This is a genomic window from Stenotrophomonas sp. SXG-1 (genome assembly GCF_014083965.1).
Lineage (GTDB): Bacteria > Pseudomonadota > Gammaproteobacteria > Xanthomonadales > Xanthomonadaceae > Stenotrophomonas > Stenotrophomonas geniculata.
This window is the reverse complement of record NZ_CP046588.1, coordinates 3,589,707-3,609,738: the sequence shown is the minus strand read 5'-3', so window position 1 is coordinate 3,609,738 and position 20,032 is coordinate 3,589,707. Positions and strand designations below refer to the sequence as shown.

Genomic DNA, 20,032 nt, shown 5'->3' with positions numbered 1-20,032 from the left:
TTCGGCCAGCAATCGGTTGCCTGAAGCACGGTGCGGACCAACGGTCCGCACCCACCACTGGCAGGTACCGCTACGCGCGTCGGCCATGGGCCGGCGCTGCCGTCATCCGCCGATGTACGCGGTGATCTCGGCCTCGGCCAGCACCTGCCGCAACTGCGCCACGGACGCGCGCCGCATCGGCTTCTCATCCACCGGCGACAGCGGTGCTTGGCGCAGGGCGTCGTACGGCAGTACGGCCAGGTCGAAGGTCAGTTCCTCCGCACTGAACACCCACACCGGCACATCCAGGCAGCGTTCGCGGTCCATGCGCAGGCGGCGCGTCCGTGATTCGGCGGGGATGCCGTGCTCGTCCAGGAAGCGATGCACGGCTTCCGGGTCGTCGCTGTGCAGGTGCAGCTGCACGGGGCTGTTGGCGTCGGCGGTGCCGTCCAGCACTGGGCCAGCCAGGCGAGGTGAGAAGCCGTGCAGGAACTCCAACGCGCGCATTGCGGCTTCGCGGCGGCGCTGCAGTTCGTTGCCGTGCTGGGGCCCGGAGAACAGCCGCTGGTACTCGCGCAGGGCGTCTTCGATCTCGGTGTTGCGGGGCAGGGAGGCATCGTCGTGGATGCCGAGCCGGCTGGCGGCCTTCAACTTGGCCTGGTGGTAGTCGCGGATGCCGCCTTCGGCCATCAGGCGGGCGGCTTCGTGGGCGAGGCGGTGGCGACGCTCGCGGGTCTGGCTGGCAGCATGCTGACGGGCGCGGTGCATGCGATGACTCCCTGTTGCGACCTGGGTACAGAGTAGCGCAGGGATGTGACATCTGCGTGGGTATGGCGCGGAGATGCCAACCAACGGTTGGCAGCTACCACGGCAAACGGGTGCCGTTGATCCTGTAGAGCCGAGCCCATGCTCGGCTGCTCTATCGCGAGCGCCCGGAGCCGAGCATGGCTCGGCTCTACAAAGGCGGCGCCAACCAAGGTTGGCATCTACCGGAGCAAACGGGTGCCGTTGATCCTGTAGAGCCGAGCCCATGCTCGGCTGCTCTATCGCGAGCGCCCGGAGCCGAGCATGGGCTCGGCTCTACAAAGGGCAGTGCCAACCAAGGTTGGCACCCACCTGTGCCTTCCTCAGAAGATATCGAACGCGGCGGCGTCGGCCTGCGGCGTATTGAGGTTCAGGTCGTAGTCGGTCAGGCGGTCCATGTCTTCCACCTTCACCCACTCGGTCGCGCCGTTGAGGGTGGCCTGGACCATGCCGCTGGGCGGTTCGTTCTGCGCGATCGGGGTGTCCTTCAGCGCGGTGCGCATGTAGTCGATCCAGATCGGCAGGGCGGCCTTGCCACCGTATTCGCGGTAGCCCAGCGAGCGGAAGTCGTCGCGGCCCACCCACACGGTGGTCACGTACGGGCCGCCGAAGCCGGAGAACCAAGCATCGCGGTGGTCGTTGGTGGAGCCGGTCTTGCCGCCCACGTCCTCGCGGCCGAGCACCTTGGCCTGGGCGCCGGTACCGCGCTGGACCACGTCGCGCATCATCGACACCAGCTGGTAGGCGGTGCGGGCGTCGATCGCGCGTGGGGCGGTGCGGGCATCGGGGTTGACCGGCGCGGCCGGGGTTTCGGTCTTGGCTTCGGCCTTGGCCGCAGCGGCCGGGTCTACCTTCGGCGCCGGGGCGCCGAAGTTGAAGCCGTCCACCACCTGGTTCACCGGCTGGTCGCTGCTGCCGGCGCACTCGCGGCAGGCCATCGCCGGGTTTTCCTTGAACACCAGGTTGCCGTCGCGGTCGTTCACCTGGTCGATCAGCCAGGTGTCCACGCGCGAGCCGCCGTTGGCGAACACAGCGTAGCCACGGGCCACCGACAGCGGGGTGAGCGACGCCGTACCCAGCGACATCGACAGGTTCGGCGGCAGTTCCGATTCGGCGAAACCAAATTCGCTGATGTACTTGCGCGCGTAGTCCACGCCCATGCCATCGAGCAGGCGCACCGAGACCAGGTTGCGCGACTGCACCAGCGCTTCGCGCAGGCGCATCGGGCCGCGGAAACCGCCGCCGTCGTTCTGCGGGGCCCAGGTCTTGCCGCGGCGGTCGCGGAACACGACCGGGGCGTCGAGCACGATCGAGGCCGGGTTGTAGCCCTTGTCGAAGGCCGCGGCGTAGATGAAGGGCTTGAAGCTCGAACCCGGCTGGCGGCGGGCCTGGGTGGCACGGTTGAACTTGTTGCCGGAGAAGCTGAAACCGCCAACCAGCGCCTTCAGCGCGCCGCTGTGGGCATCCAGCGAGACCAGCGCGGACTGGCCGCGCGGGAGCTGGTCCAGCAGCCACTCACCTTCCTTGGCACCGGCACGCACGCGCACGATGTCACCGCGCTGCACCAGCTTGCCCGGGGTCTTGTTGGTCCACTTGGCGGCACCGGCCGGCAGCACGATCTCGCTGCGGTTGGCCAGCACCACGGTGGCGCTGCCATCGGCACCGGTGCTGGCAACGATGGCCGGCAGCAGGCCGGCCTGGCCGTACAGGCCACGCAGGTGCTCGGCCAGGGCGGCGGCGTCTTCGCCGGCACCCACCTGGACCTGCTTCTCCACGCCGTGCCAGCCGTGGCGGTGGTCGTACAGCAGCAGGCCGTCGCGCACCGACTGGTTGGCGGCGGTCTGCAGGGTCGAATCGATCGTGGTGGTGACGTGGTAGCCCTTGTTGACCACGTCACCGCCGAAGCGGGCGATCATTTCCTGGCGCACCAGCTCGGCCACGTACGGGGCATCGACCTGCACCGGCGGCTCATGCGCGGTGGCGTGCATCGGCACGGCCTTGGCCGCGTCGGCCTCGGCCTGGCTGACGAACTTCAGGTCGGCCATGCGCTGCAGCACATAGTTGTCACGACGCTGGCGGGCGCGCTCCGGGTTGGAGATCGGGTTGCCCGAGGACGGGAACTTGGGGATGCCGGCCAGCGAGGCCATCTCGTCCAGGTCCAGCTCGTTCAGCTTCTTGCCGTAATAGAACTCGGCGGCGGCGGCCACGCCGTAGGCGCGGTTGCCGAAGAAACTCTTGTTCAGGTACAGCTCGAAGATCTCGTCCTTGCTCAGCTCGGACTCGATCTTCCGCGCCAGCAGGATCTCGGCCAGCTTGCGGGTGTAGCTGTACTCAGAGCTGAGGAAGAACTGGCGGGCCACCTGCTGGGTGATGGTGGAGCCACCCGGCACGCGCTTGTCGTTGGTGGTGGCCAGCAGCCACACCGCACGGCCGATGCCCATGTAGTCCACGCCGCCATGCTCGTAGAAGCGGGCGTCCTCGGTGGCCAGGAAGGCCTGCTTCAGGCGCTCGGGCACGTCCTTCATGGTGATCGGGGTACGCCGGGTCTCGCCGAACACCGCCATCAGCTTGCCGTCGGCAGCGTAGACGTACATCGGCTCCTGCATTTCCACGTCGCGCAGGGTCTGCACGTCGGGAAGCTTGGAGGACACGGCGTAGTACAGACCGCCTACGGCGGCCGCGCCGATCAGCGCCAGGACCAGGACAATCAGGAAGATCCAGCGCAGCCAGCGGCGGAGTCGAGTCATCGGGTTCAGATTCCGATTGCGAATTTCGTGGTCGCAGAGTATAGATTACGCAAGGTGGCGGCTGGGGTCGTCGCCGGGGAGCGCAAGGGGAACAGTCAGGGGCTGCATGGTGAATCCGTGAGGGACTTCACAGCAGGGCCGTTGCCATTTGCTAAGAATACGTTATTAATGCTCGGGCGCAGGTCTTGCGTCCAAGTGCCCGTCGGCAGGGGAGAAACCGTGGGGCTCATCCCAAAAAGTCAGTCGCCGCTTGTAGGCGTCGACATCAGTTCGACTGCGGTAAAGCTTTTGCAGCTGTCCCGCAGTGGCAACCGTTTTCGTGTGGAACATTACGCCGTGGAACCTCTTCCGCCGAACGCGGTGGTGGAGAAGAACATCGTGGAAGTGGAGGCCGTGGGTGAGGCCATCCGCCGTGCGATGAACCGCTCGGGGAGCAAGGCCAAGCTGGCCGCTGCCGCCGTCGCCGGTTCGGCGGTGATCACCAAGGTGATCCCGATGCCGGCCGAGCTCGACGAAAACGACATGGAAGCCCAGATCGAGCTGGAAGCGGTCAACTACATTCCGTACCCGATCGAGGAAGTGAACCTGGACTTCGAGGTGATCGGGGCGATCCCGAACAACCCGGAGATGGTCCAGGTGCTGCTGGCCGCGTCGCGTTCGGAGAACGTGGAACTGCGCCAGTCGGCCCTGGAACTGGGTGGCCTGCAGGCCAAGGTGATGGACGTGGAGGCCTTCGCGGTCGAGAACGCCTATGCCCTGGTGGCCAGCGAGCTGCCGGTGTCCATCGAGGGCGTGGTCGCGCTGGTCGACATCGGCGCCACCATGACCACCCTCAACGTCCTGCGCGGTGGCCGCAGCCTGTACAGCCGCGAACAGGTGTTCGGTGGCAAGCAGCTGACCGACGAGATCATGCGCCGTTACGGCCTGAGCTACGAGGAGGCCGGCCTGGCCAAGCGCCAGGGTGGGCTGCCGGAAAGCTACGAGATGGAAGTGCTGGAGCCGTTCAAGGAAGCCACGGTCCAGCAGATCAGCCGCCTGCTGCAGTTCTTCTACGCAGGCAGCGAGTTCAACCGCGTTGACCACATCGTGCTGGCCGGCGGCTGCGCCGTGCTCGGCGGGCTGCCGGAAATGGTCGAGGAACAGCTGGGCGTGCCGACCGTGGTCGCCAACCCGCTGGCGCAGATGACCCTGGGGCCGAAGGTGAACGCACATGCGCTGGCCCAGGATGCCCCCGCGCTGATGATCGCCACCGGTCTGGCGCTGAGGAGCTTCGACTGATGGCACGCATCAATCTATTGCCCTGGCGCGCCGAGCGGCGCAAGCAACGCCAGCGCGAGTTCTACGCAATGCTGGGCATGGCCGCGATCGGTGGCCTGCTGCTGTCGCTGGTGATCTGGTTCTATTACGACCGCCAGGTGAGCGGCCAGATGGACCGCAACGCCTATCTGGAAGCCGAGATCGAAAAGGTCAAGGAACAGAACAAGGAGATCGACCGCCTCGACGCGCAGAAGGAACGCCTGCTGGCCCGCAAGAAGGTCATTGAGGAACTGCAGGCCAAGCGCTCGCAGATGGTGCACCTGTTCGATGCGCTGGTGCGCACGATTCCCGATGGCCTGGTGCTGACCGCGCTGAAGCAGGAAGGCGACGTGCTGACCCTGGAAGGCCGCACCCAGTCCAACGCCCGTGTTTCGGCGTACATGCGCAACCTGGAGACCTCCGGTTGGATGACCAACCCGGAACTGTCGATCATCGAAGCGCGTGATCCCGAGAAGGACAAGGACGGCAAGGTTGGCCCGCTGGCCGACATCAAGGCGCTGCCCTATGTGTTCGTGGTCAAGGTGAAGCTGCCGGCACAGAGTGAGGAAGTGGCCGGAACGCCAGGCCTCAACGCCGATGGTTCGGTGGCAACGCCGGCTCCGCCCGCAGTGGCCCCGCTTGCCGCCGGCCCGGATGCAGCGGCGCCTGCTGCACCGGCCGCAGGCCAGCCCGCTGCTGCTCCGGCTGCACCCGCCCCCACCGCCGCGCCGGTCAACGCACCTGCTGCCACCCCGGCCGCGCCGAACCAGCCGGCAGCCCCGGCTGCCAAGCCTGTGCCGAAGCCCGAGGGCAGCCGCCTGGCGCAGCCGCCGCAGGCCTTCAACGCCCCGCTGCAGGGGGATCGCGCATGAGCCAGAAAATCGATCTGAAGAACCTGGATTTCAACGACATCGGCAACTGGCCGCAGAAGGCCAAGATCGTCTTCTGCTCGCTGTTGGCGCTGGTGATCATGTTCGTTGCGTGGATGCTGCTGATCAGTGGCAAGCGCGAGGAACTGGCCGGCCTGGAATCGAAGGAAGTCGATCTGCGTGCCGAGTTCACCAAGCAGCAGGAGCGCGCGGTGAACCTGGCACCGCTGAAGCAGCAGCTGGCACAGATGGAACAGGTGCTGCAGCAGATGCTGCGGCAGCTGCCCAGCAAGACCGAAATGCCTGACCTGATCATCGACATCTCGCAGACGGCGTTGTCCAGCGGCCTGACCAACGAGCTGTTCGAGCCGGAGCAGGAGCAGGTCAAGGAGTTCTACGCCGAAAAGCCGATCAAGCTGCGCATGGTGGGCAGTTACCACCAGTTCGGTGCTTTCGTCAGTGGCGTGGCGTCGCTGCCGCGCGTGGTCATCCTGACCATGCACGACATCAACCTCAAGCCCAAGGACAAGGCCACCGGCAACGCCCGCAGCGGTGCGCTGGAACTGTCCGGCACGGTCAAGACCTATCGCTATCTGGATGAGACCGAGGTGCAGGCACAGCAGGCGGCTGACGCCGGCAAGGAGGAGAAAAAGTGATCCGTTCCCTCTTTGCGCGTTGTGGGGTGGCAGCGGTCGTGCTGATGCTGGCCGCGTGCGGCCGCGATGTGACCAGCACGCCGGGTGATGCGCCGAACCTTGAAAAGTGGGTGGAAGGCGAGCGTGCCCGACCGGCGCAGCCGCTGGAGCCGCTGCCGGTGATGCAGCAGTTCGAAACCTTCGAATACTCCGCACAGGGTCTGCGCGACCCGTTCACCGATGCCTGGACCAATCCGCAGCAGGGGAATGGCGGATTGCGTCCGGATCCGAACCGGCGCAAGGAGCCGCTGGAAGGCTTCCCGCTGGATGCACTGGACATGGTCGGTACCATCGGCACCGGCGCCGCTACCGTGGCGCTGGTGATGGGGCCGGACAAGGTGACCTACCGGGTACGCCCGGGTGGGTACCTTGGGCAGAGCGACGGGCGGGTCACGGCGGTCTTCGAGGACCACGTGGAGCTGATCGAACTGGTGCCGGATGGCGCGGGCGGCTGGCTGGAACGGCCGGCAACGCTCTCGCTTGAAGATCAATGATCGTTTACTGGGGATAGCACGATGACCTTTCACCAAGCCAAGGGGCTGCGTCCCATCCGGCGCTCTACCTTGAACCGTGTCAGCGCGTTGGGAGTCGCGCTGATGCTGGCCTGCGCTCCGGCGCTGGCCGCCGCACCGGCCGAGAAGCCGGTGGGCGCCACTGTGGCACCGGCGGCAGCGCCGGCGGGCCTGTCGGTGGCCAAGATCGATTTCAAGCGCGGCGATGATGGCGCCGGGCGCCTGATCGTCCAGTTCGACGGCCAGGGCGCGGTCCCGGACCTGCGGACGCAGGGCAACAGCGTGGTGGTCGATGTCGGTAACGCCCGGCTTCCGGCCAACCTGCAGAAGCCGATGAACGTCACCGACTTCGCCACGCCGGTGCAGCGCATCGACGCCAAGCCGTCCGGTGCCGGTACCCAGCTGGTGCTCAGTACCGGTGGCGCGGTGGAGTCGCTGGCCTACCAGAGCGGCAACGAGTACGTGGTGGAGATCAGCCCGCGGCAAGCGCCCGCCGCGGTGGGCGCGGTCACCGCCGGCAGCGTCACCCAGGCTGCCAAGGCGGTGGGGCAGCGTGGCTTTACCGGCAAGCCGGTGACCTTCAACTTCCAGGACGTGCCGGTGCGCACCGTGCTGCAGTTGATCGCCGAAGAATCCAACCTCAACGTGGTGGCGTCCGATTCGGTACAGGGCAATGTGACCCTGCGCCTGGTCAACGTGCCGTGGGACCAGGCGCTGGACATCGTGCTGCGCGCCAAGGGCCTGGACAAGCGTCGCGATGGCAGCGTGATCTGGGTCGCTCCGCAGGCTGAGCTGGCCAAGTTCGAGCAGGAGAAGGAAGACGCGCGCATCGCCATCGAGAACCGCGAAGACCTGGTCACCGATTACGTCCAGATCAACTACCACAGTGCCACGCAGATCTTCAAAGCGCTGACCGAGGCCAAGGGCATCGGCGGCGGCAGTGGCGGCGGCAATGGCGGTGGTGGCGGTTCGTCGCAGGAAGACAGTGGTTTCCTGTCCTCGCGCGGCCGTATCGTGGCCGACGAGCGCACCAACACGCTGATGATCAGCGACATCCCGAAGAAGCTCGCGCGCATGCGTGAGCTGATCGGTGTGATCGACCGTCCGGTTGACCAGGTGCTGATCGAAAGCCGTATCGTCATCGCTACCGATACCTTCGCCCGCGAGCTGGGTGCGAAGTTCGGCATCAGCGGCAGCCGCGACAACGTGTACTTCAGCGGCAGCCTGGATGCCAATGCCGAAACCCGCAAGTCGCAGGTCGATACGGCGCAGGCCAACGCCAAGGCGATTCGCGAGTGGCAGGCCGGCGGCAGCGTCGGCCCGGCGCCGATTCCCAGCGGCCCGACCATCAAGCGCGGCCTGAACTGGAACCTGCCGGTGGCCGCAGCCAACAACCCTGGCTCGCTGGCGCTGTCGATCCTCAACGCAGGCTACCTGCTGGACGTGGAGCTGTCGGCCATGCAGGAAGAGTCGCGAGGTGAGGTGATCTCCAACCCGCGCGTGGTCACCACCAACCAGCGCGAGGCCATGATCAAGCAAGGCAAGGAAATCGGCTACGTCACCATCAGCGGCACCGGTGCTGCCGGTGGCGCCGGCTCCACCCCGAACGTGCAGTTCAAGGAAGTGGTGCTGGAACTGCGGGTGACCCCGACCATCACCAACGACAACCGCGTGTTCCTCAACATGCAGGTGAAGAAGGATGAAGTCGACCGCCTGATCGAGCTGCAGGGCTACGGCACGGTGCCGTCGATCAACCGCCGCGAGGTCAACACCGCGGTGCTGGTCGAGGATGGGCAGACCGTGGTCATCGGTGGTGTGTACGAGTTCACCGACCGCAGCAGCATCAGCAAGGTGCCGTTCCTGGGCGACGTGCCGTTCCTGGGCAACCTGTTCAAGAAGCGCGGCCGCAACAAGGACAAGGCCGAGCTGCTGGTGTTCGTGACGCCGAAGGTGTTGCGCGTGGCCAAGCAGAACTGAGCCCGCGCCACCCGCGAAACGAAGAAGGGCCGCCATGCGCGGCCCTTCTTCGTTTCCACCCGTAGATCCACGCCGCCATGTCCAGTAGATCCACGCCATGCGTGGATAGCCCAGTAGATCCACGCCATGCGTGGATAGCCCAGTAGATCCACGCCATGCGTGGATGGGCCGTTCAGCCGTTCTTGATGCCAATCGCAGGGCACCCTGCGATGATGTCGGGAACCCGTGCCGTCCCGCGCCGGTCAAAGGCCCCCATGAACCTGCCACCGCCGATGCCCGAAACCGTCTCGCCGCCGCCCGCGCCGGCCACCTCCCGCCTGCATGGCGCCTTCACCCAGCTGCGCGATGCCCTGTCGGCCGAGATCGTCGGCCAGGCGGCACTGGTCGAACGCCTGCTGATCGCGCTGCTGGCCGATGGCCACCTGCTGGTGGAAGGCGCTCCGGGCCTGGCCAAGACCACGGCGATCCGCGCGCTGGCCTCGCGCCTGGAAGCTGACTTCGCCCGCGTGCAGTTCACCCCGGACCTGCTGCCGGCCGACCTGACCGGCACCGAGATATGGCGTCCGCAGGAAGGTCGCTTCGAATTCGTACCCGGACCGATCTTCCACCCGATCCTGCTGGCCGATGAAATCAACCGCGCGCCAGCCAAGGTGCAGTCCGCACTGCTGGAAGCGATGGGCGAGCGCCAGGTTACCGTTGGCCGCCACACCTACGCGCTGCCGCCGCTGTTCCTGGTGATGGCCACGCAGAACCCGATCGAGCAGGAAGGCACCTTCCCGCTGCCGGAAGCACAGCTGGACCGCTTCCTGATGCATGTGCGCATCGGCTACCCGGACCAGGCTGCCGAATCGGAGATCCTGCGCCTGGCCCGCGAGCGCGCCCGTGGCGCATTGGGCGAAGCCGCACCGGCGCCGGAAAAGCTGCCGATGCAGGATGTGTTCGATGCCCGCCGCGAAGTGCTGGACCTGCACATGGCGCCGGCGCTGGAGCGCTACCTGATCGAGCTGGTGCTGGCTTCGCGTGATCCGGCGCGCTATGACGCTGGCCTTGGCCGCCGCATTGCCTGGGGCGCCAGCCCGCGCGGTTCCATCGCACTGGAACGCTGCGCGCGTGCGCGCGCCTGGCTGGCCGGCCGCGATTTCGTCACCCCTGATGATGTGCGTGCGGTCGCTGCTGACGTGCTGCGCCATCGCGTGCTGCCCAGCTACGAAGCTACTGCCGAAGGCTGGGATGGCGAACGCCTGGTGCAGGAGCTGCTGGCCCGGGTGCCGGCACCCTGAGCCTGCGCATGACCGATCCATCCCTGGACCACGCCTCCTCCGTCAGCGACGGTGACGGGCTGCGCCCGCAGCTGTCCGAACTGGTGGCGCTGCGCCGCCTTGCACAGCGTCCGCCGCCGCCACGCCGTGGCCGTGCCGGCAACGCCGGGCAGGCGCCGTCACCGCTGCGTGGGCGTGGCATGGAATATGCCGAGTCACGCGAGTACGTGGCCGGTGATGATGCGCGGCATATCGACTGGCGGGTGACCGCACGGACCGGTCGTGCCCATACCAAACTGTTCCAGGCCGAACGCGAGCGGGTCAGCCTGATCGTGGCCGATACCTCGCCGGCCCTGTACTTCGGCACCCGCGTGCGCTTCAAATCGGTGCAGGCCGCACGTGCAGGCGCCGTCGCCGCGTGGTCGGCGCAACGTCGTGGCGATCGCATCGGCGCCCTGCGTGGCAGCGACCGTGAACCACCGATCGCACCGGCAGGAGGCCCGCGCGGCGTGCTGCGCGTGCTGGATGCGCTCACCCGCTGGTATGCGCAGCCCCCGGCCGATGACCTTGGCCTGGAACGCGCGCTGGACCATGCCGGTCGCGTCCTGCGCCCCGGTGCACGTGTGCTGGTGCTGGCCGATCCGCAGCAGGCCATCCGTATTCCGCCTGCGCGCTGGAGCGCGCTGGCCCAGCACCATGACCTCAGCCTGGTGCTGCTGGTCGATCCATTGGAACTGCAGCCTCCGTCGGCCGCGCTGCAGTTCCAGACCCTGCACCAGCGCATCGGCCTCGACCTGCGCCGCAGCGAAGTGCAGGCGCACTGGCAGGCGCATTTTGTCGAGCCGCTGCAGGAACTGCGGCGCCAGCTCGGCGCGCGCCGCGTCGACGTACAGGTGCTGTCCTCCGATGCGCCCAGCGACACCTGGCTGGCACCATCGCCCACCGAGGTGCCGGCATGAGCGCGAACCTGCCGCTGCGCGATGTGCAGCTGCCGCCGTCCCCATCGTGGTGGCCACCGGCACCGGGCTATCTGATGATCGGCGGCGTGGTGCTGCTGTTGCTGGTGGCGATGGCCTTCCTGTGGTGGCAGCGCCGCCGACGCCGCCAGCGCTGGTTGCAGCTGTTTGATCAGGAGCTGGCAACCACCGCCGATGCGGCTGCCGAACTGGCGGCGATCGCAGGGCTGCTGCGTCGCGCTGCACGCCAGGCACAGCCCGGCAGTGAATCCCTGCGCGATGACGCCTGGTGGCAGCGCGTGGATCCGGAAGGCACGCTGCCCGCGGCACGTCGCAGTCTGCTGGCCGAAGGTGCCTATCGCCCGCGGGTGGACGCCAACGATGTGGCGGCGCTGCGCAGCTGGGCGCGCGAGCGCTACCTGGCCATGCTGCTGGAGCGCCGCCGATGAACCTGCTGGCAAGTTACTGGCCATGGCCGGACCTGCAGCTGGCGTGGCCGCTGGCCCTGCTGGCGCTGCCGTTGCCGTTGCCGTTGCTGATGCGCTGGTGGAAGCGTCGTGCCGACCCCGGCGCTGCGCTGCGCGTGCCCTATGCAGCGACGGAACTGGAAGCGCTGGCCGGTGGCGGCCGCGTCGATGTGTCGTGGCTGCGCACGCTGCTGTTGTGGCTGGGCTGGTGCGCGCTGTGCATCGCACTCACGCGCCCGCAGCAGTTGGGCGAGGCCATCACCCCGCCGCAGCAGGGCCGGCAGATGATGCTGGCGATGGACGTGTCCGGCAGCATGGGCGAGGGCGACATGGTGCTGGGCGGGCAGGCGGTGGATCGCCTGACCGCGGCCAAGGCCGTGCTCGCCGATTTCCTTGATCGTCGTGCCGGTGATCGCATCGGCCTGCTGATCTTCGGCGACCGCGCCTACACGCTTACGCCGCTTACTGCCGATCTGGCCAGCGTGCGCGACCAGCTGCGCGACAGCGTGGTCGGCCTGGCCGGGCGCGAGACGGCCATCGGTGATGCCATCGGCCTGGCAGTGAAACGCCTGCGCAGCCAACCGGAGGGGCAGCGCGTGCTGATCCTGCTGACCGACGGCGTCAGCAACGCCGGGGTGCTGGAGCCGCTGCGTGCGGCGGAAGTGGCCCGCGCCGAAGGTGTACGCATCCACACCGTCGCGTTTGGTGGCGATGGCAGCATGCGCCTGTTCGGCATTCCCATTTCCGCCGACCAGGATCCGGTCGACGAGGCCACGTTGAAAAAGATTGCCAGCATGACCGGTGGCCAGTTCTTCCGCGCCCGCGATACCGCGCAGCTGGCCGGCATCTACGCCGAACTGGACCGGCTGGAGCCGATCGCGGCGAAGGGGCCAAGCCTGCGACCGCGCGAGGAGCGCTATGCCTGGCCGTTGGGCCTGGCGTTGTTGCTGGGGGCGTTGGCATGGGTGTGGCCGGAGCGCCGCCGATGATCGCGTTGGCATCCCATCTTCCCGACTGGAATGCGCTGCACTTCCTGCGCCCGGAATGGCTGTGGGCCTTGCTGGCATTGCCGCTGATCCTCGCGCTGGCGTTGTACCGGCAGCGGCGCAGCGATGTGTGGCGAACAGCAGTCGATGCCCACCTGTTGCCGCATCTGCTGGCTGCGGGCACGCGCCGCCGTGCACGCCTGCCCTGGGCCGTGCTGCTGGGCTGGACGCTGGCCTCGCTGGCCATGGCCGGGCCGAGCTGGCGCCAGCAGGCACAGCCGATGTTCCAGGCCAGCGCACCGCTGCTGGTCGTGCTGGATCTGTCCAGCCGGATCAATGCCACCGACCTGCCGCCGTCGCGCCTGCTGCAGGCCCGGGCGAAAGTGGGTGAGCTGCTGCGTGCCCGCCAGGGCGGACAGGTGGGCCTGGTGGTCTACGCCGAGGATGCCTACACCGTGGCGCCGCTGACCGACGACGGCAGCAACGTTGCGCTGTATCTGGACGCGTTGTCGCCGGATGTGATGCCACGCGACGGCCAGCGTGCCGACCGCGGTATCGACTGGGCGACGCGGTTGATGCGCCAGATCGGGGCATTGCGGGGGCAGATCCTGCTGGTCAGCGATCAGGCGGATGATGAAGCGGCACTGGCCGCTGCGCAGGCGCGCAGCCTCGGCCTGCAGGTGTCGGTACTGGGCCTGGGCACAGCTGCCGGTGCGGCGTACCGGGATGGCAGTGGGCAGATCCGCCAGGCCACGCTGGATGAAGGCAGCCTGCGTGCGGTGGCTACCGCCGGTGGTGGCCGCTATGCCCGCATCGCCGCCGATGACAGTGATCTGCGCGCACTGGGTGTACTGGATGCACGCGAAGGTACTGCGGCGCAGCGGCCCGGGGAGGGCAAGCAATGGCGTGATGAAGGGTTCTGGCTGCTGCCACCGGTGATGCTGCTGGCGCTGCTGGCCTTCCGCCGCCGCGCGCTGCTGGCGGCGGTGCTGGCGGTGGGCCTGCTGCCGTGGATGAGTGATGTGCAGGCGCAGGCACCCGCCGTGCCGGCTTCACCGCCGGTGCAGGGCACACTGTGGAAGCGCGCCGACCAGGTGCAGCACCAGCGTCTGGCCGAAGGTGCGCAGGCGTACCGCAATGGCGATTTCGCCAGTGCCCGCAAGCAGTTCGAGGGCATCGACAGCGATGCGGGCTGGTACAACCTGGCCAATGCACTGGCCCGCCAAGGCAACTACGACGAAGCCATTGCCGCCTACGACCGCGCGCTGGCACTGCATCCCGGCATGGCCGACGCGGTCGCCAACCGCGCCGTGGTCGATGCCGCGCGCAAGCGCAAGCAGTCGGGTGGCAAAGGCCAGGATCAGCAGAAGCCACCGCAGAACGGGCAGCAGAAGCCACCGCAGAACGGCCAGGGGCAGCAGAATCCCCAGGGCCAGCAGCCGCAGCAGGGCCAGCAGAATCCCGGCCAGGGCCAGCCGCAACTGGGCCAGCAGGGGCAGCCCAGGCCCGGTGACGACAAGAACCCGTCGAGCCCGCAGCCCGGCGAGCGTGGCCGCGATGGACAGCAGGCGCCACCACAGGTGGAGGATGCCAAGGCGCAGGCGCAGGCGGATGAGCAGCAGCGCCAGCGCATGCAGCAGGCAATGCAGCAGGCACGTGAGGGCAAGGGCGAACAGGATGGCAAGCCCGTGCCAGGCAGCGACGGCACCACCCCGCGCCAACGCGAGGAGCAACAGGCGGTGGAGGCGTGGATGCGGCGCGTGCCGGATGATCCGGGCGCATTGCTGCGGGCCAAGTTCCAGCTGGAAAACGAACGCAGGAAGAGGGAAGGGCGATGACGCGGGCGATCAACATGCACGGGCGCTGGCCACTGCAGGTACTGGCAGCACTGCTGCTGTGGCTGCCGCTGCTGGCGTGGGCGCAGCCGCGCGCGTGGCTGGACCGCGACCGCATCGCGATGGGCGACACGGTCACTCTCAATGTCGAGAGCGATCAGGGCGCGCCAGACTTCACGCCGTTGCGTACCGACTTCGATCTCAGCGGCCAGACCAGCAGCCGTCAGGTGGAGTGGAGCAATGGCAGCATGCAGCAGCGCAATCTGTATGGCGTGGCACTCACGCCGCGGCGTAGCGGTGCACTGGTGGTGCCGGGCCTGCAGGTGGGCAGCGTACGTACTGCGCCGTTGACCCTGCAGGTGGATGCCGCTGCCGTGGCCGGCCCCGACAGCAACGCGGTGGCCTTCATCGAAACCGTTGTCGATGACCAGACGCCGTATGTGCAGCAGAGCGTAGGCGTGGTGGTGCGGTTGTATTTCGCTTCGCAGCTGGCCTCCGGCGAACTGGTGCTGGATACCCCCGCCGGTGCGTCGTTGCAGCGGGTGGGCGATGACCGCACCGATGTGCGGCAGGTCAATGGCCGCCGCTACAACGTGGTCGAGCGGCGCTTCCTGCTGATCCCCGAGCGCAGCGGTGCACTTCGGCTGGCCGGTGCGCGTTTCAGTGGGCGCAGTGCCGGTGGCTTCTTCGACGACTTCTTTGGCGGCGGCGACGGGCGGATGAATGCCACCGGCGCCGACCGCACGTTGCAGGTACAGGCACAGCCGGCACAGGCGCCGCAGCCGTGGCTGCCGCTGCAGGGCCTGCAGCTGCGCTACACCAGTGCACCGACCAGCGCACGTACCGGTGAGGCGGCCAACGTGGTGGTCGAGGCGATTGCCGACGGTGCCACCCGCGCGCAGTTCACCGACCTGCCGGTGCCCGACGTTGGCAGCGCCGCGCAGGTGTTCGCCGAACCGGCGCAGTACGAAGAGACCTTCAACGGCAGCACGCCGCGGCTGAAGATCACCCGCCGTTACTCGATCGTGCCGCGCCAGCCGGGTTCGCTGGTGGTGCCGGGGCCGCGCCTGCCGTGGTGGGACGTGCGCAACGGCAAGCCACAGGAAGCGAAGCTGCCGGACCTGACACTCGCCGTCGCAGCCGGTAATGGCGGTGGCAGTGCTTCACCTGCGCCGCTGCCGCCGATCGACACCGATGCTGCGCTGCCGGGGGGCGATGGCCAGGACAGTCGTATCGCGGCCACCGATCCGCGCGCCAGCGGCCTGGCCGAGCGTCCGTGGCCATGGATGGGCGCCGCCATCGGCCTGGCGCTGCTGTGGCTGCTGACCCTGTTGTGGGGCTGGCAGCGTGGCCGTCGCCCGCGCGTGGCGTCGCCTGAGGCGGGCAGGGGGGCTGTGCCGGCTGTGGCGACTGGACGTGCCGGCCTGGCCGAACTGCGCCGCGCGCTGGATGGTGAAGGCTTCGATCAGGTAGAAGCTCAGCTGTGCGCGATGGCCGGCGTTGAACGCATCGAGCAGGTCATCGCGCGGTTGGATGACCCGGCCCAGCGCCAGGTGCTGCAGGACCTGCAGCAGGCCCGCTGGGGCGGGCAGGGTGATCTGGCGCCGCTGCGCACGCGCCTGCGCGAGGTCTTCCGTGACGGACCGCACTGGTCGGCGGCGGCGATCACCGCTGACACTGGCCTGGCGCCGCTGTATCCACCGCGGCGAACCTGAACCGGCGCCGCTTGCGCGCTTTGTTAGAGTGCATTCATTTTTCGAGGAAACCCGCGCATGACAGCAGCTGCTGCCGACAAGAAGAAGTTGCCCCTGCATTGGAAGATGGGCATCGGCTTTGCGATCGGCCTGATCCTGGGACTGATCGTGCACGCCCTGGGTGGCAGCGTCGATGGTCTGCAGGCCGGTGCCAAGTGGGTAATGGACTACATCACCACCCCGGCGTCGGGCCTGTTCCTCAACCTGATCTTCATGCTGATCGTGCCGCTGATCTTCTCGGCGCTGATCATGGGCGTGTCGGAGATGGGCGACATCCGCGCCCTCGGCCGCATCGGCTGGAAGACCCTGGCGTATACCGTGCTGCTGTCCGGCATTGCCGTGGGCATCGGCCTGGTGCTGGTCAACCTGCTCAAGCCGGGCGCGGGCGTCGATCCGCAGGTCGCCGCGATGATGCTGTCGGAGAACGCCGAGCGCAGCAAGGAAATCGTTGCTGGCATCCATGGCACGCCGAAGGGCATGGACATGCTGCTGTCGATCGTGCCGAGCAACGTGCTGCAGGCGGCGTCTGACAACGGCGCGATCCTGTCGCTGATGTTCTTCGCGCTGATGTTCGGCATCGGCATGGTGTTGACCGACGACGAGAAGGTCGCCCCGCTGCGCCGCGCCATCGAAGGCGTGTTTGAAATCTCGATGACCCTGATCAACCTGGTCATCCGCCTGGCGCCGTACGCGGTGGCCTGCTTCATGTTCAACCTGGCCGCGCTGTTCGGCTTCGAGCTGATCATCCGCCTGGGCGCCTACGTGGGCGTGGTGGTGCTCGCGCTGGGCCTGCACATGATCGTGACCTACGGCACCGCCGTGTGGCTGTCCGGCCGCTCGCCGCTGTCGTTCTTCCGCGATACCCAGGAAGCGACGGTGATGGCGTTCTCCACCGCCTCCAGCAACGCCACCCTGCCGACCGCGCTGCGCGTGGCCGACCAGATGGGCCTGCCGCAGCGCGTGTCGCGCTTCGTGCTGACCGTGGGCGCCACCGCCAACCAGAACGGCACTGCGCTGTTCGAGGGCGTGACGGTGATCTTCCTGGCCCAGTTCTTCGGCGTGGACCTGAGCATCGGCCAGCAGATCATGGTGATGGCGGTCTGCATCCTCGGTGGCATCGGCACGGCCGGCGTGCCCTCGGGCTCGCTGCCGGTGGTGGCGATGATCTGTGCGATGGTGGGCGTGAACCCGCTGGGCATCGGCCTGATCCTGGGCGTGAACCACTTCCTGGACATGTGCCGTACCGCGCTGAACGTGACTGGCGACCTGGCCCTGACCACGCTGGTGGCCAAGGGCGAAGGCCACGATGGCCCGGCGCTGGGCCCGCAGCAGGACTGAGTCCGGATTCCCGCCCCCGGACTCCGGGGGCGGGTAGTGCCGGCCGCTGGCCGGGTACGCGTCATCGCATGCGCGCTGCCGCTCCCACGTTTCGCGATGCGAATCGTAGGCCCCCCTTACCGGCTTCCACACCCCCGCGCCTAGGGCGCAGCCCCCGGACTCCGGGGGCGGTAGTGCCGGCCGCTGGCCGGCAACTTCATGATCTTCATTGAATTCTGCGCAGTTGGCGGCCAGCGGCCGGCACTGCCGGGCACGGTGAACCGACCCCCCGCCCGGCGACTATGGGACAATAGGCCGCCCGCACGTCCGCGGCCGCCTCCCGATTCCGACAGAACCATGACGCAGCCTACCCGTCGCCAGTTGGCCAACGCCATCCGCTTCCTTGCCGCCGATGCGGTTGAAACCGCAAAGTCCGGCCACCCCGGCATGCCCATGGGCATGGCCGACATCGCCGAAGTCCTCTGGAACGACTACCTCCGCCATAACCCGAGCAACCCGCACTGGTTCAACCGCGACCGTTTCGTGCTGTCCAACGGCCATGGTTCGATGCTGCAGTACGCGCTGCTGCACCTGAGCGGTTACGACCTGCCGATCGAGCAGCTCAAGCTGTTCCGCCAGCTGGGCAGCCACACCGCCGGCCACCCGGAACGCCATGAGACCCCGGGCGTGGAAACCACCACCGGCCCGCTTGGCCAGGGCTTTGCCAATGCCGTGGGCTTCGCCCTGGCCGAGAAGCTGCTGGCACAGCGCTTCAACCGCCCGGAGCTGGAAGTGGTCGACCACCGCACCTGGGTGTTCATGGGCGATGGCTGCCTGATGGAAGGCGTATCGCATGAAGCGGCGTCGCTGGCCGGTACCTGGGGCCTGCACAAGCTGGTCTGCTTCTGGGACAACAACCACATCTCCATCGACGGCAACGTCGAGGGCTGGTTCACCGACAACACCCCGGAGCGTTTCGAAGCCTATGGCTGGAACGTGGTCCGTGACGTCGATGGCCACGACCCGGAAAGCATCAAGGCCGGCATCGAGGCCGCGCTGTCGCAGAGCGACAAGCCGACCCTGATCTGCTGCCGCACCACCATTGGTTTTGGTTCGCCGAACAAGGCGGGCAAGGAATCCAGCCACGGCGCACCGCTGGGCAAGGACGAACTGGAAGCCACCCGCAAGCAGCTGGGCTGGGAGTACGGTCCGTTCGAGATCCCGCAGGCGATCTACGACGGCTGGCGCGCCAATGGCGCCGGCACCCTGCGCCAGGCCGAGTGGGAACAGCTGTTCGACAAGTACGCCAGCCAATACCCGAGCGAAGCCGCCGAGCTGACCCGTCGTTCGCACGGCGAACTGCCGGCCGACTTCGTTGCCAAGGCCGATGCCTACATCGCCCAGGTGGCGGCTGAAGGCCCGACGATCGCCTCGCGCAAGGCCTCGCAGCTGGCCATTGAAGCCTATGCTCCGCTGCTGCCGGAAATCGTCGGCGGCTCGGCCGACCTGGCGCACTCCAACCTGACCCTGTGGAAGGGCAGCAAGTCCGTTGCCAGCGACGACGCCAACGCCAACTACGTGTACTACGGCGTGCGCGAGTTCGGCATGACCGCCATTGCCAATGGCCTGGCCCTGCACGGTGGCTTCATTCCGTTCGACGCCACCTTCCTGGTGTTCAGCGACTACGCCCGCAACGGCGTGCGCATGAGCGCGCTGATCCCGGCCCACGCCATCCACGTCTACACCCACGACTCGATCGGCCTGGGCGAAGACGGCCCGACCCACCAGCCGGTGGAGCACCTGGCTTCGCTGCGCTACATCCCGAACAACGACGTGTGGCGTCCGTGCGATGCGGTCGAGTCGGCGGTGAGCTGGAAGGCCGCGATCACCCGCCAGGACGGCCCGAGCTGCCTGGTGTTCAGCCGCCAGAACCTGCCGCACCAGCCGCGCAGCGCCGAGCAGATTGCCCAGATCGAGCGCGGCGGTTATGTGCTGGCCGATGCTGCCGGTACCCCGGACGTGATCCTGATCGCCACGGGCTCGGAAGTCTCGCTGGCCACCGAAGCCAAGGCCCAGCTGGACGCGGCCGGTATCAAGACCCGCGTGGTCTCGATGCCGTCCACCGACGTGTTCCTGCGCCAGGATGCGGCCTACCGTGAATCGGTGCTGCCAAATGCCGTGCGCAAGCGCGTGGCCGTGGAAGCCGGCGTCACCGGTTTCTGGCGCCAGTTCGTCGGCCTGGACGGTGCTGTGGTCGGTATCGACACCTTCGGTGCCTCGGCGCCGGCCGATCAGCTGTACAAGCACTTCGGCATCACCACCGCCCACGTGGTGGAAGCGGCCAAGTCGCTGTAAGCAGCATCGCAGCGTGATGAAGGAAAGGCCGGCGCAAGCCGGCCTTTCTCGTTTTCCTGGGTAGATCCACGCCATGCGTGGACGAGAAAAGGGGACGGCGTGTTCCGCCCGACGGCACCGCTGTCGCGTTGGCCTCTTCATCTGGCCTGCGTTCCTTGCGAAAAGGAGAGTCTGCCGAGACAACCTCAATAGTAAAAATGGTCAACAAGCGCGGCGCAGAAACC

15 protein-coding genes are annotated in these 20,032 nt (G+C 67.6%); 13 read left to right on the top strand and 2 right to left on the bottom strand.

What is annotated here, in order from left to right:
- Window positions 1–102: 102 nt before the first annotated feature.
- Window positions 103–747, bottom strand: coding sequence for a hypothetical protein (locus GOC52_RS16505; RefSeq protein ID WP_010484059.1), 645 nt, complete (start codon window positions 745–747; stop codon window positions 103–105).
- A 359-nt stretch (window positions 748–1,106) separates the two neighbouring features.
- Window positions 1,107–3,530 (bottom strand): penicillin-binding protein 1A, encoded by a 2,424-nt coding sequence (locus GOC52_RS16500; RefSeq protein ID WP_049410127.1) that lies wholly within the window; start codon window positions 3,528–3,530, stop codon window positions 1,107–1,109.
- A gap of 219 nt (window positions 3,531–3,749) precedes the next feature.
- Here GOC52_RS16500 and GOC52_RS16495 point away from each other — a divergent pair, with 219 nt between their 5' ends.
- The 13 genes from GOC52_RS16495 (at window position 3,750) to tkt (ending at window position 19,808) form a co-directional block, all read left to right on the top strand.
- Complete coding sequence (locus tag GOC52_RS16495) at window positions 3,750–4,808, top strand: pilus assembly protein PilM (RefSeq protein ID WP_010484061.1); 1,059 nt, start codon at window positions 3,750–3,752, stop codon at window positions 4,806–4,808.
- Window positions 4,808–5,698: a PilN domain-containing protein gene (locus tag GOC52_RS16490; RefSeq protein ID WP_191849922.1), complete on the top strand. Its 891-nt coding sequence runs from the start codon at window positions 4,808–4,810 to the stop codon at window positions 5,696–5,698. The genes GOC52_RS16495 and GOC52_RS16490 overlap by 1 nt, the downstream gene beginning before the upstream one ends.
- Window positions 5,695–6,351, top strand: a complete 657-nt coding sequence (locus GOC52_RS16485; protein WP_010484063.1) for a type IV pilus inner membrane component PilO — start codon at window positions 5,695–5,697, stop codon at window positions 6,349–6,351. Before GOC52_RS16490 ends, GOC52_RS16485 begins: the two co-directional genes overlap by 4 nt.
- A 44-nt stretch (window positions 6,352–6,395) precedes the next feature.
- The gene (locus tag GOC52_RS16480; RefSeq protein WP_191851466.1) at window positions 6,396–6,884 is read left to right on the top strand and encodes a pilus assembly protein PilP; all 489 of its coding nucleotides are present in this window, start codon (window positions 6,396–6,398) and stop codon (window positions 6,882–6,884) included.
- A gap of 21 nt (window positions 6,885–6,905) precedes the next feature.
- On the top strand, window positions 6,906–8,879 hold the full coding sequence (locus tag GOC52_RS16475) for a type IV pilus secretin PilQ (RefSeq protein ID WP_191849920.1): 1,974 nt from the start codon (window positions 6,906–6,908) through the stop codon (window positions 8,877–8,879).
- Window positions 8,880–9,133: 254 nt separating this feature from the next.
- A complete protein-coding gene (locus tag GOC52_RS16470) occupies window positions 9,134–10,159 on the top strand; it encodes an AAA family ATPase (RefSeq protein WP_019659996.1) in 1,026 nt (341 codons plus the stop codon).
- 8 nt (window positions 10,160–10,167) lie between these two features.
- Window positions 10,168–11,097 (top strand): DUF58 domain-containing protein, encoded by a 930-nt coding sequence (locus GOC52_RS16465; RefSeq protein ID WP_126560746.1) that lies wholly within the window; start codon window positions 10,168–10,170, stop codon window positions 11,095–11,097.
- Window positions 11,094–11,543 (top strand): DUF4381 family protein, encoded by a 450-nt coding sequence (locus tag GOC52_RS16460; RefSeq protein WP_191849917.1) that lies wholly within the window; start codon window positions 11,094–11,096, stop codon window positions 11,541–11,543. Before GOC52_RS16465 ends, GOC52_RS16460 begins: the two co-directional genes overlap by 4 nt.
- Window positions 11,540–12,550: a vWA domain-containing protein gene (locus GOC52_RS16455; RefSeq protein WP_191849915.1), complete on the top strand. Its 1,011-nt coding sequence runs from the start codon at window positions 11,540–11,542 to the stop codon at window positions 12,548–12,550. Before GOC52_RS16460 ends, GOC52_RS16455 begins: the two co-directional genes overlap by 4 nt.
- The gene (locus tag GOC52_RS16450; protein WP_191849913.1) at window positions 12,547–14,385 is read left to right on the top strand and encodes a tetratricopeptide repeat protein; all 1,839 of its coding nucleotides are present in this window, start codon (window positions 12,547–12,549) and stop codon (window positions 14,383–14,385) included. Before GOC52_RS16455 ends, GOC52_RS16450 begins: the two co-directional genes overlap by 4 nt.
- Window positions 14,382–16,097 (top strand): BatD family protein, encoded by a 1,716-nt coding sequence (locus GOC52_RS16445; RefSeq protein ID WP_171955070.1) that lies wholly within the window; start codon window positions 14,382–14,384, stop codon window positions 16,095–16,097. Before GOC52_RS16450 ends, GOC52_RS16445 begins: the two co-directional genes overlap by 4 nt.
- A gap of 57 nt (window positions 16,098–16,154) precedes the next feature.
- The gene (locus GOC52_RS16440) at window positions 16,155–17,474 is read left to right on the top strand and encodes a dicarboxylate/amino acid:cation symporter (RefSeq protein WP_019660002.1); all 1,320 of its coding nucleotides are present in this window, start codon (window positions 16,155–16,157) and stop codon (window positions 17,472–17,474) included.
- A gap of 336 nt (window positions 17,475–17,810) precedes the next feature.
- Window positions 17,811–19,808: a transketolase gene (gene tkt / locus GOC52_RS16435; protein WP_019660003.1), complete on the top strand. Its 1,998-nt coding sequence runs from the start codon at window positions 17,811–17,813 to the stop codon at window positions 19,806–19,808.
- Window positions 19,809–20,032 lie beyond the last annotated feature (224 nt).

Bases quoted from the DNA above. Each gene is read 5' to 3' on its own strand.
- GOC52_RS16505 (WP_010484059.1), bottom strand. From the start codon at position 747: ATGCACCGCGCCCGTCAGCATGCTGCCAGCCAGACCCGCGAGCGTCGC.
- GOC52_RS16500 (WP_049410127.1), bottom strand. From the start codon at position 3,530: ATGACTCGACTCCGCCGCTGGCTGCGCTGGATCTTCCTGATTGTCCTG.
- GOC52_RS16490 (WP_191849922.1), top strand. From the start codon at position 4,808: ATGGCACGCATCAATCTATTGCCCTGGCGCGCCGAGCGGCGCAAGCAA.
- GOC52_RS16485 (WP_010484063.1), top strand. From the start codon at position 5,695: ATGAGCCAGAAAATCGATCTGAAGAACCTGGATTTCAACGACATCGGC.
- GOC52_RS16480 (WP_191851466.1), top strand. From the start codon at position 6,396: ATGCTGGCCGCGTGCGGCCGCGATGTGACCAGCACGCCGGGTGATGCG.
- GOC52_RS16475 (WP_191849920.1), top strand. From the start codon at position 6,906: ATGACCTTTCACCAAGCCAAGGGGCTGCGTCCCATCCGGCGCTCTACC.
- GOC52_RS16470 (WP_019659996.1), top strand. From the start codon at position 9,134: ATGAACCTGCCACCGCCGATGCCCGAAACCGTCTCGCCGCCGCCCGCG.
- GOC52_RS16465 (WP_126560746.1), top strand. From the start codon at position 10,168: ATGACCGATCCATCCCTGGACCACGCCTCCTCCGTCAGCGACGGTGAC.
- GOC52_RS16460 (WP_191849917.1), top strand. From the start codon at position 11,094: ATGAGCGCGAACCTGCCGCTGCGCGATGTGCAGCTGCCGCCGTCCCCA.
- GOC52_RS16455 (WP_191849915.1), top strand. From the start codon at position 11,540: ATGAACCTGCTGGCAAGTTACTGGCCATGGCCGGACCTGCAGCTGGCG.
- GOC52_RS16450 (WP_191849913.1), top strand. From the start codon at position 12,547: ATGATCGCGTTGGCATCCCATCTTCCCGACTGGAATGCGCTGCACTTC.
- GOC52_RS16445 (WP_171955070.1), top strand. From the start codon at position 14,382: ATGACGCGGGCGATCAACATGCACGGGCGCTGGCCACTGCAGGTACTG.
- GOC52_RS16440 (WP_019660002.1), top strand. From the start codon at position 16,155: ATGACAGCAGCTGCTGCCGACAAGAAGAAGTTGCCCCTGCATTGGAAG.
- tkt (WP_019660003.1), top strand. From the start codon at position 17,811: ATGACGCAGCCTACCCGTCGCCAGTTGGCCAACGCCATCCGCTTCCTT.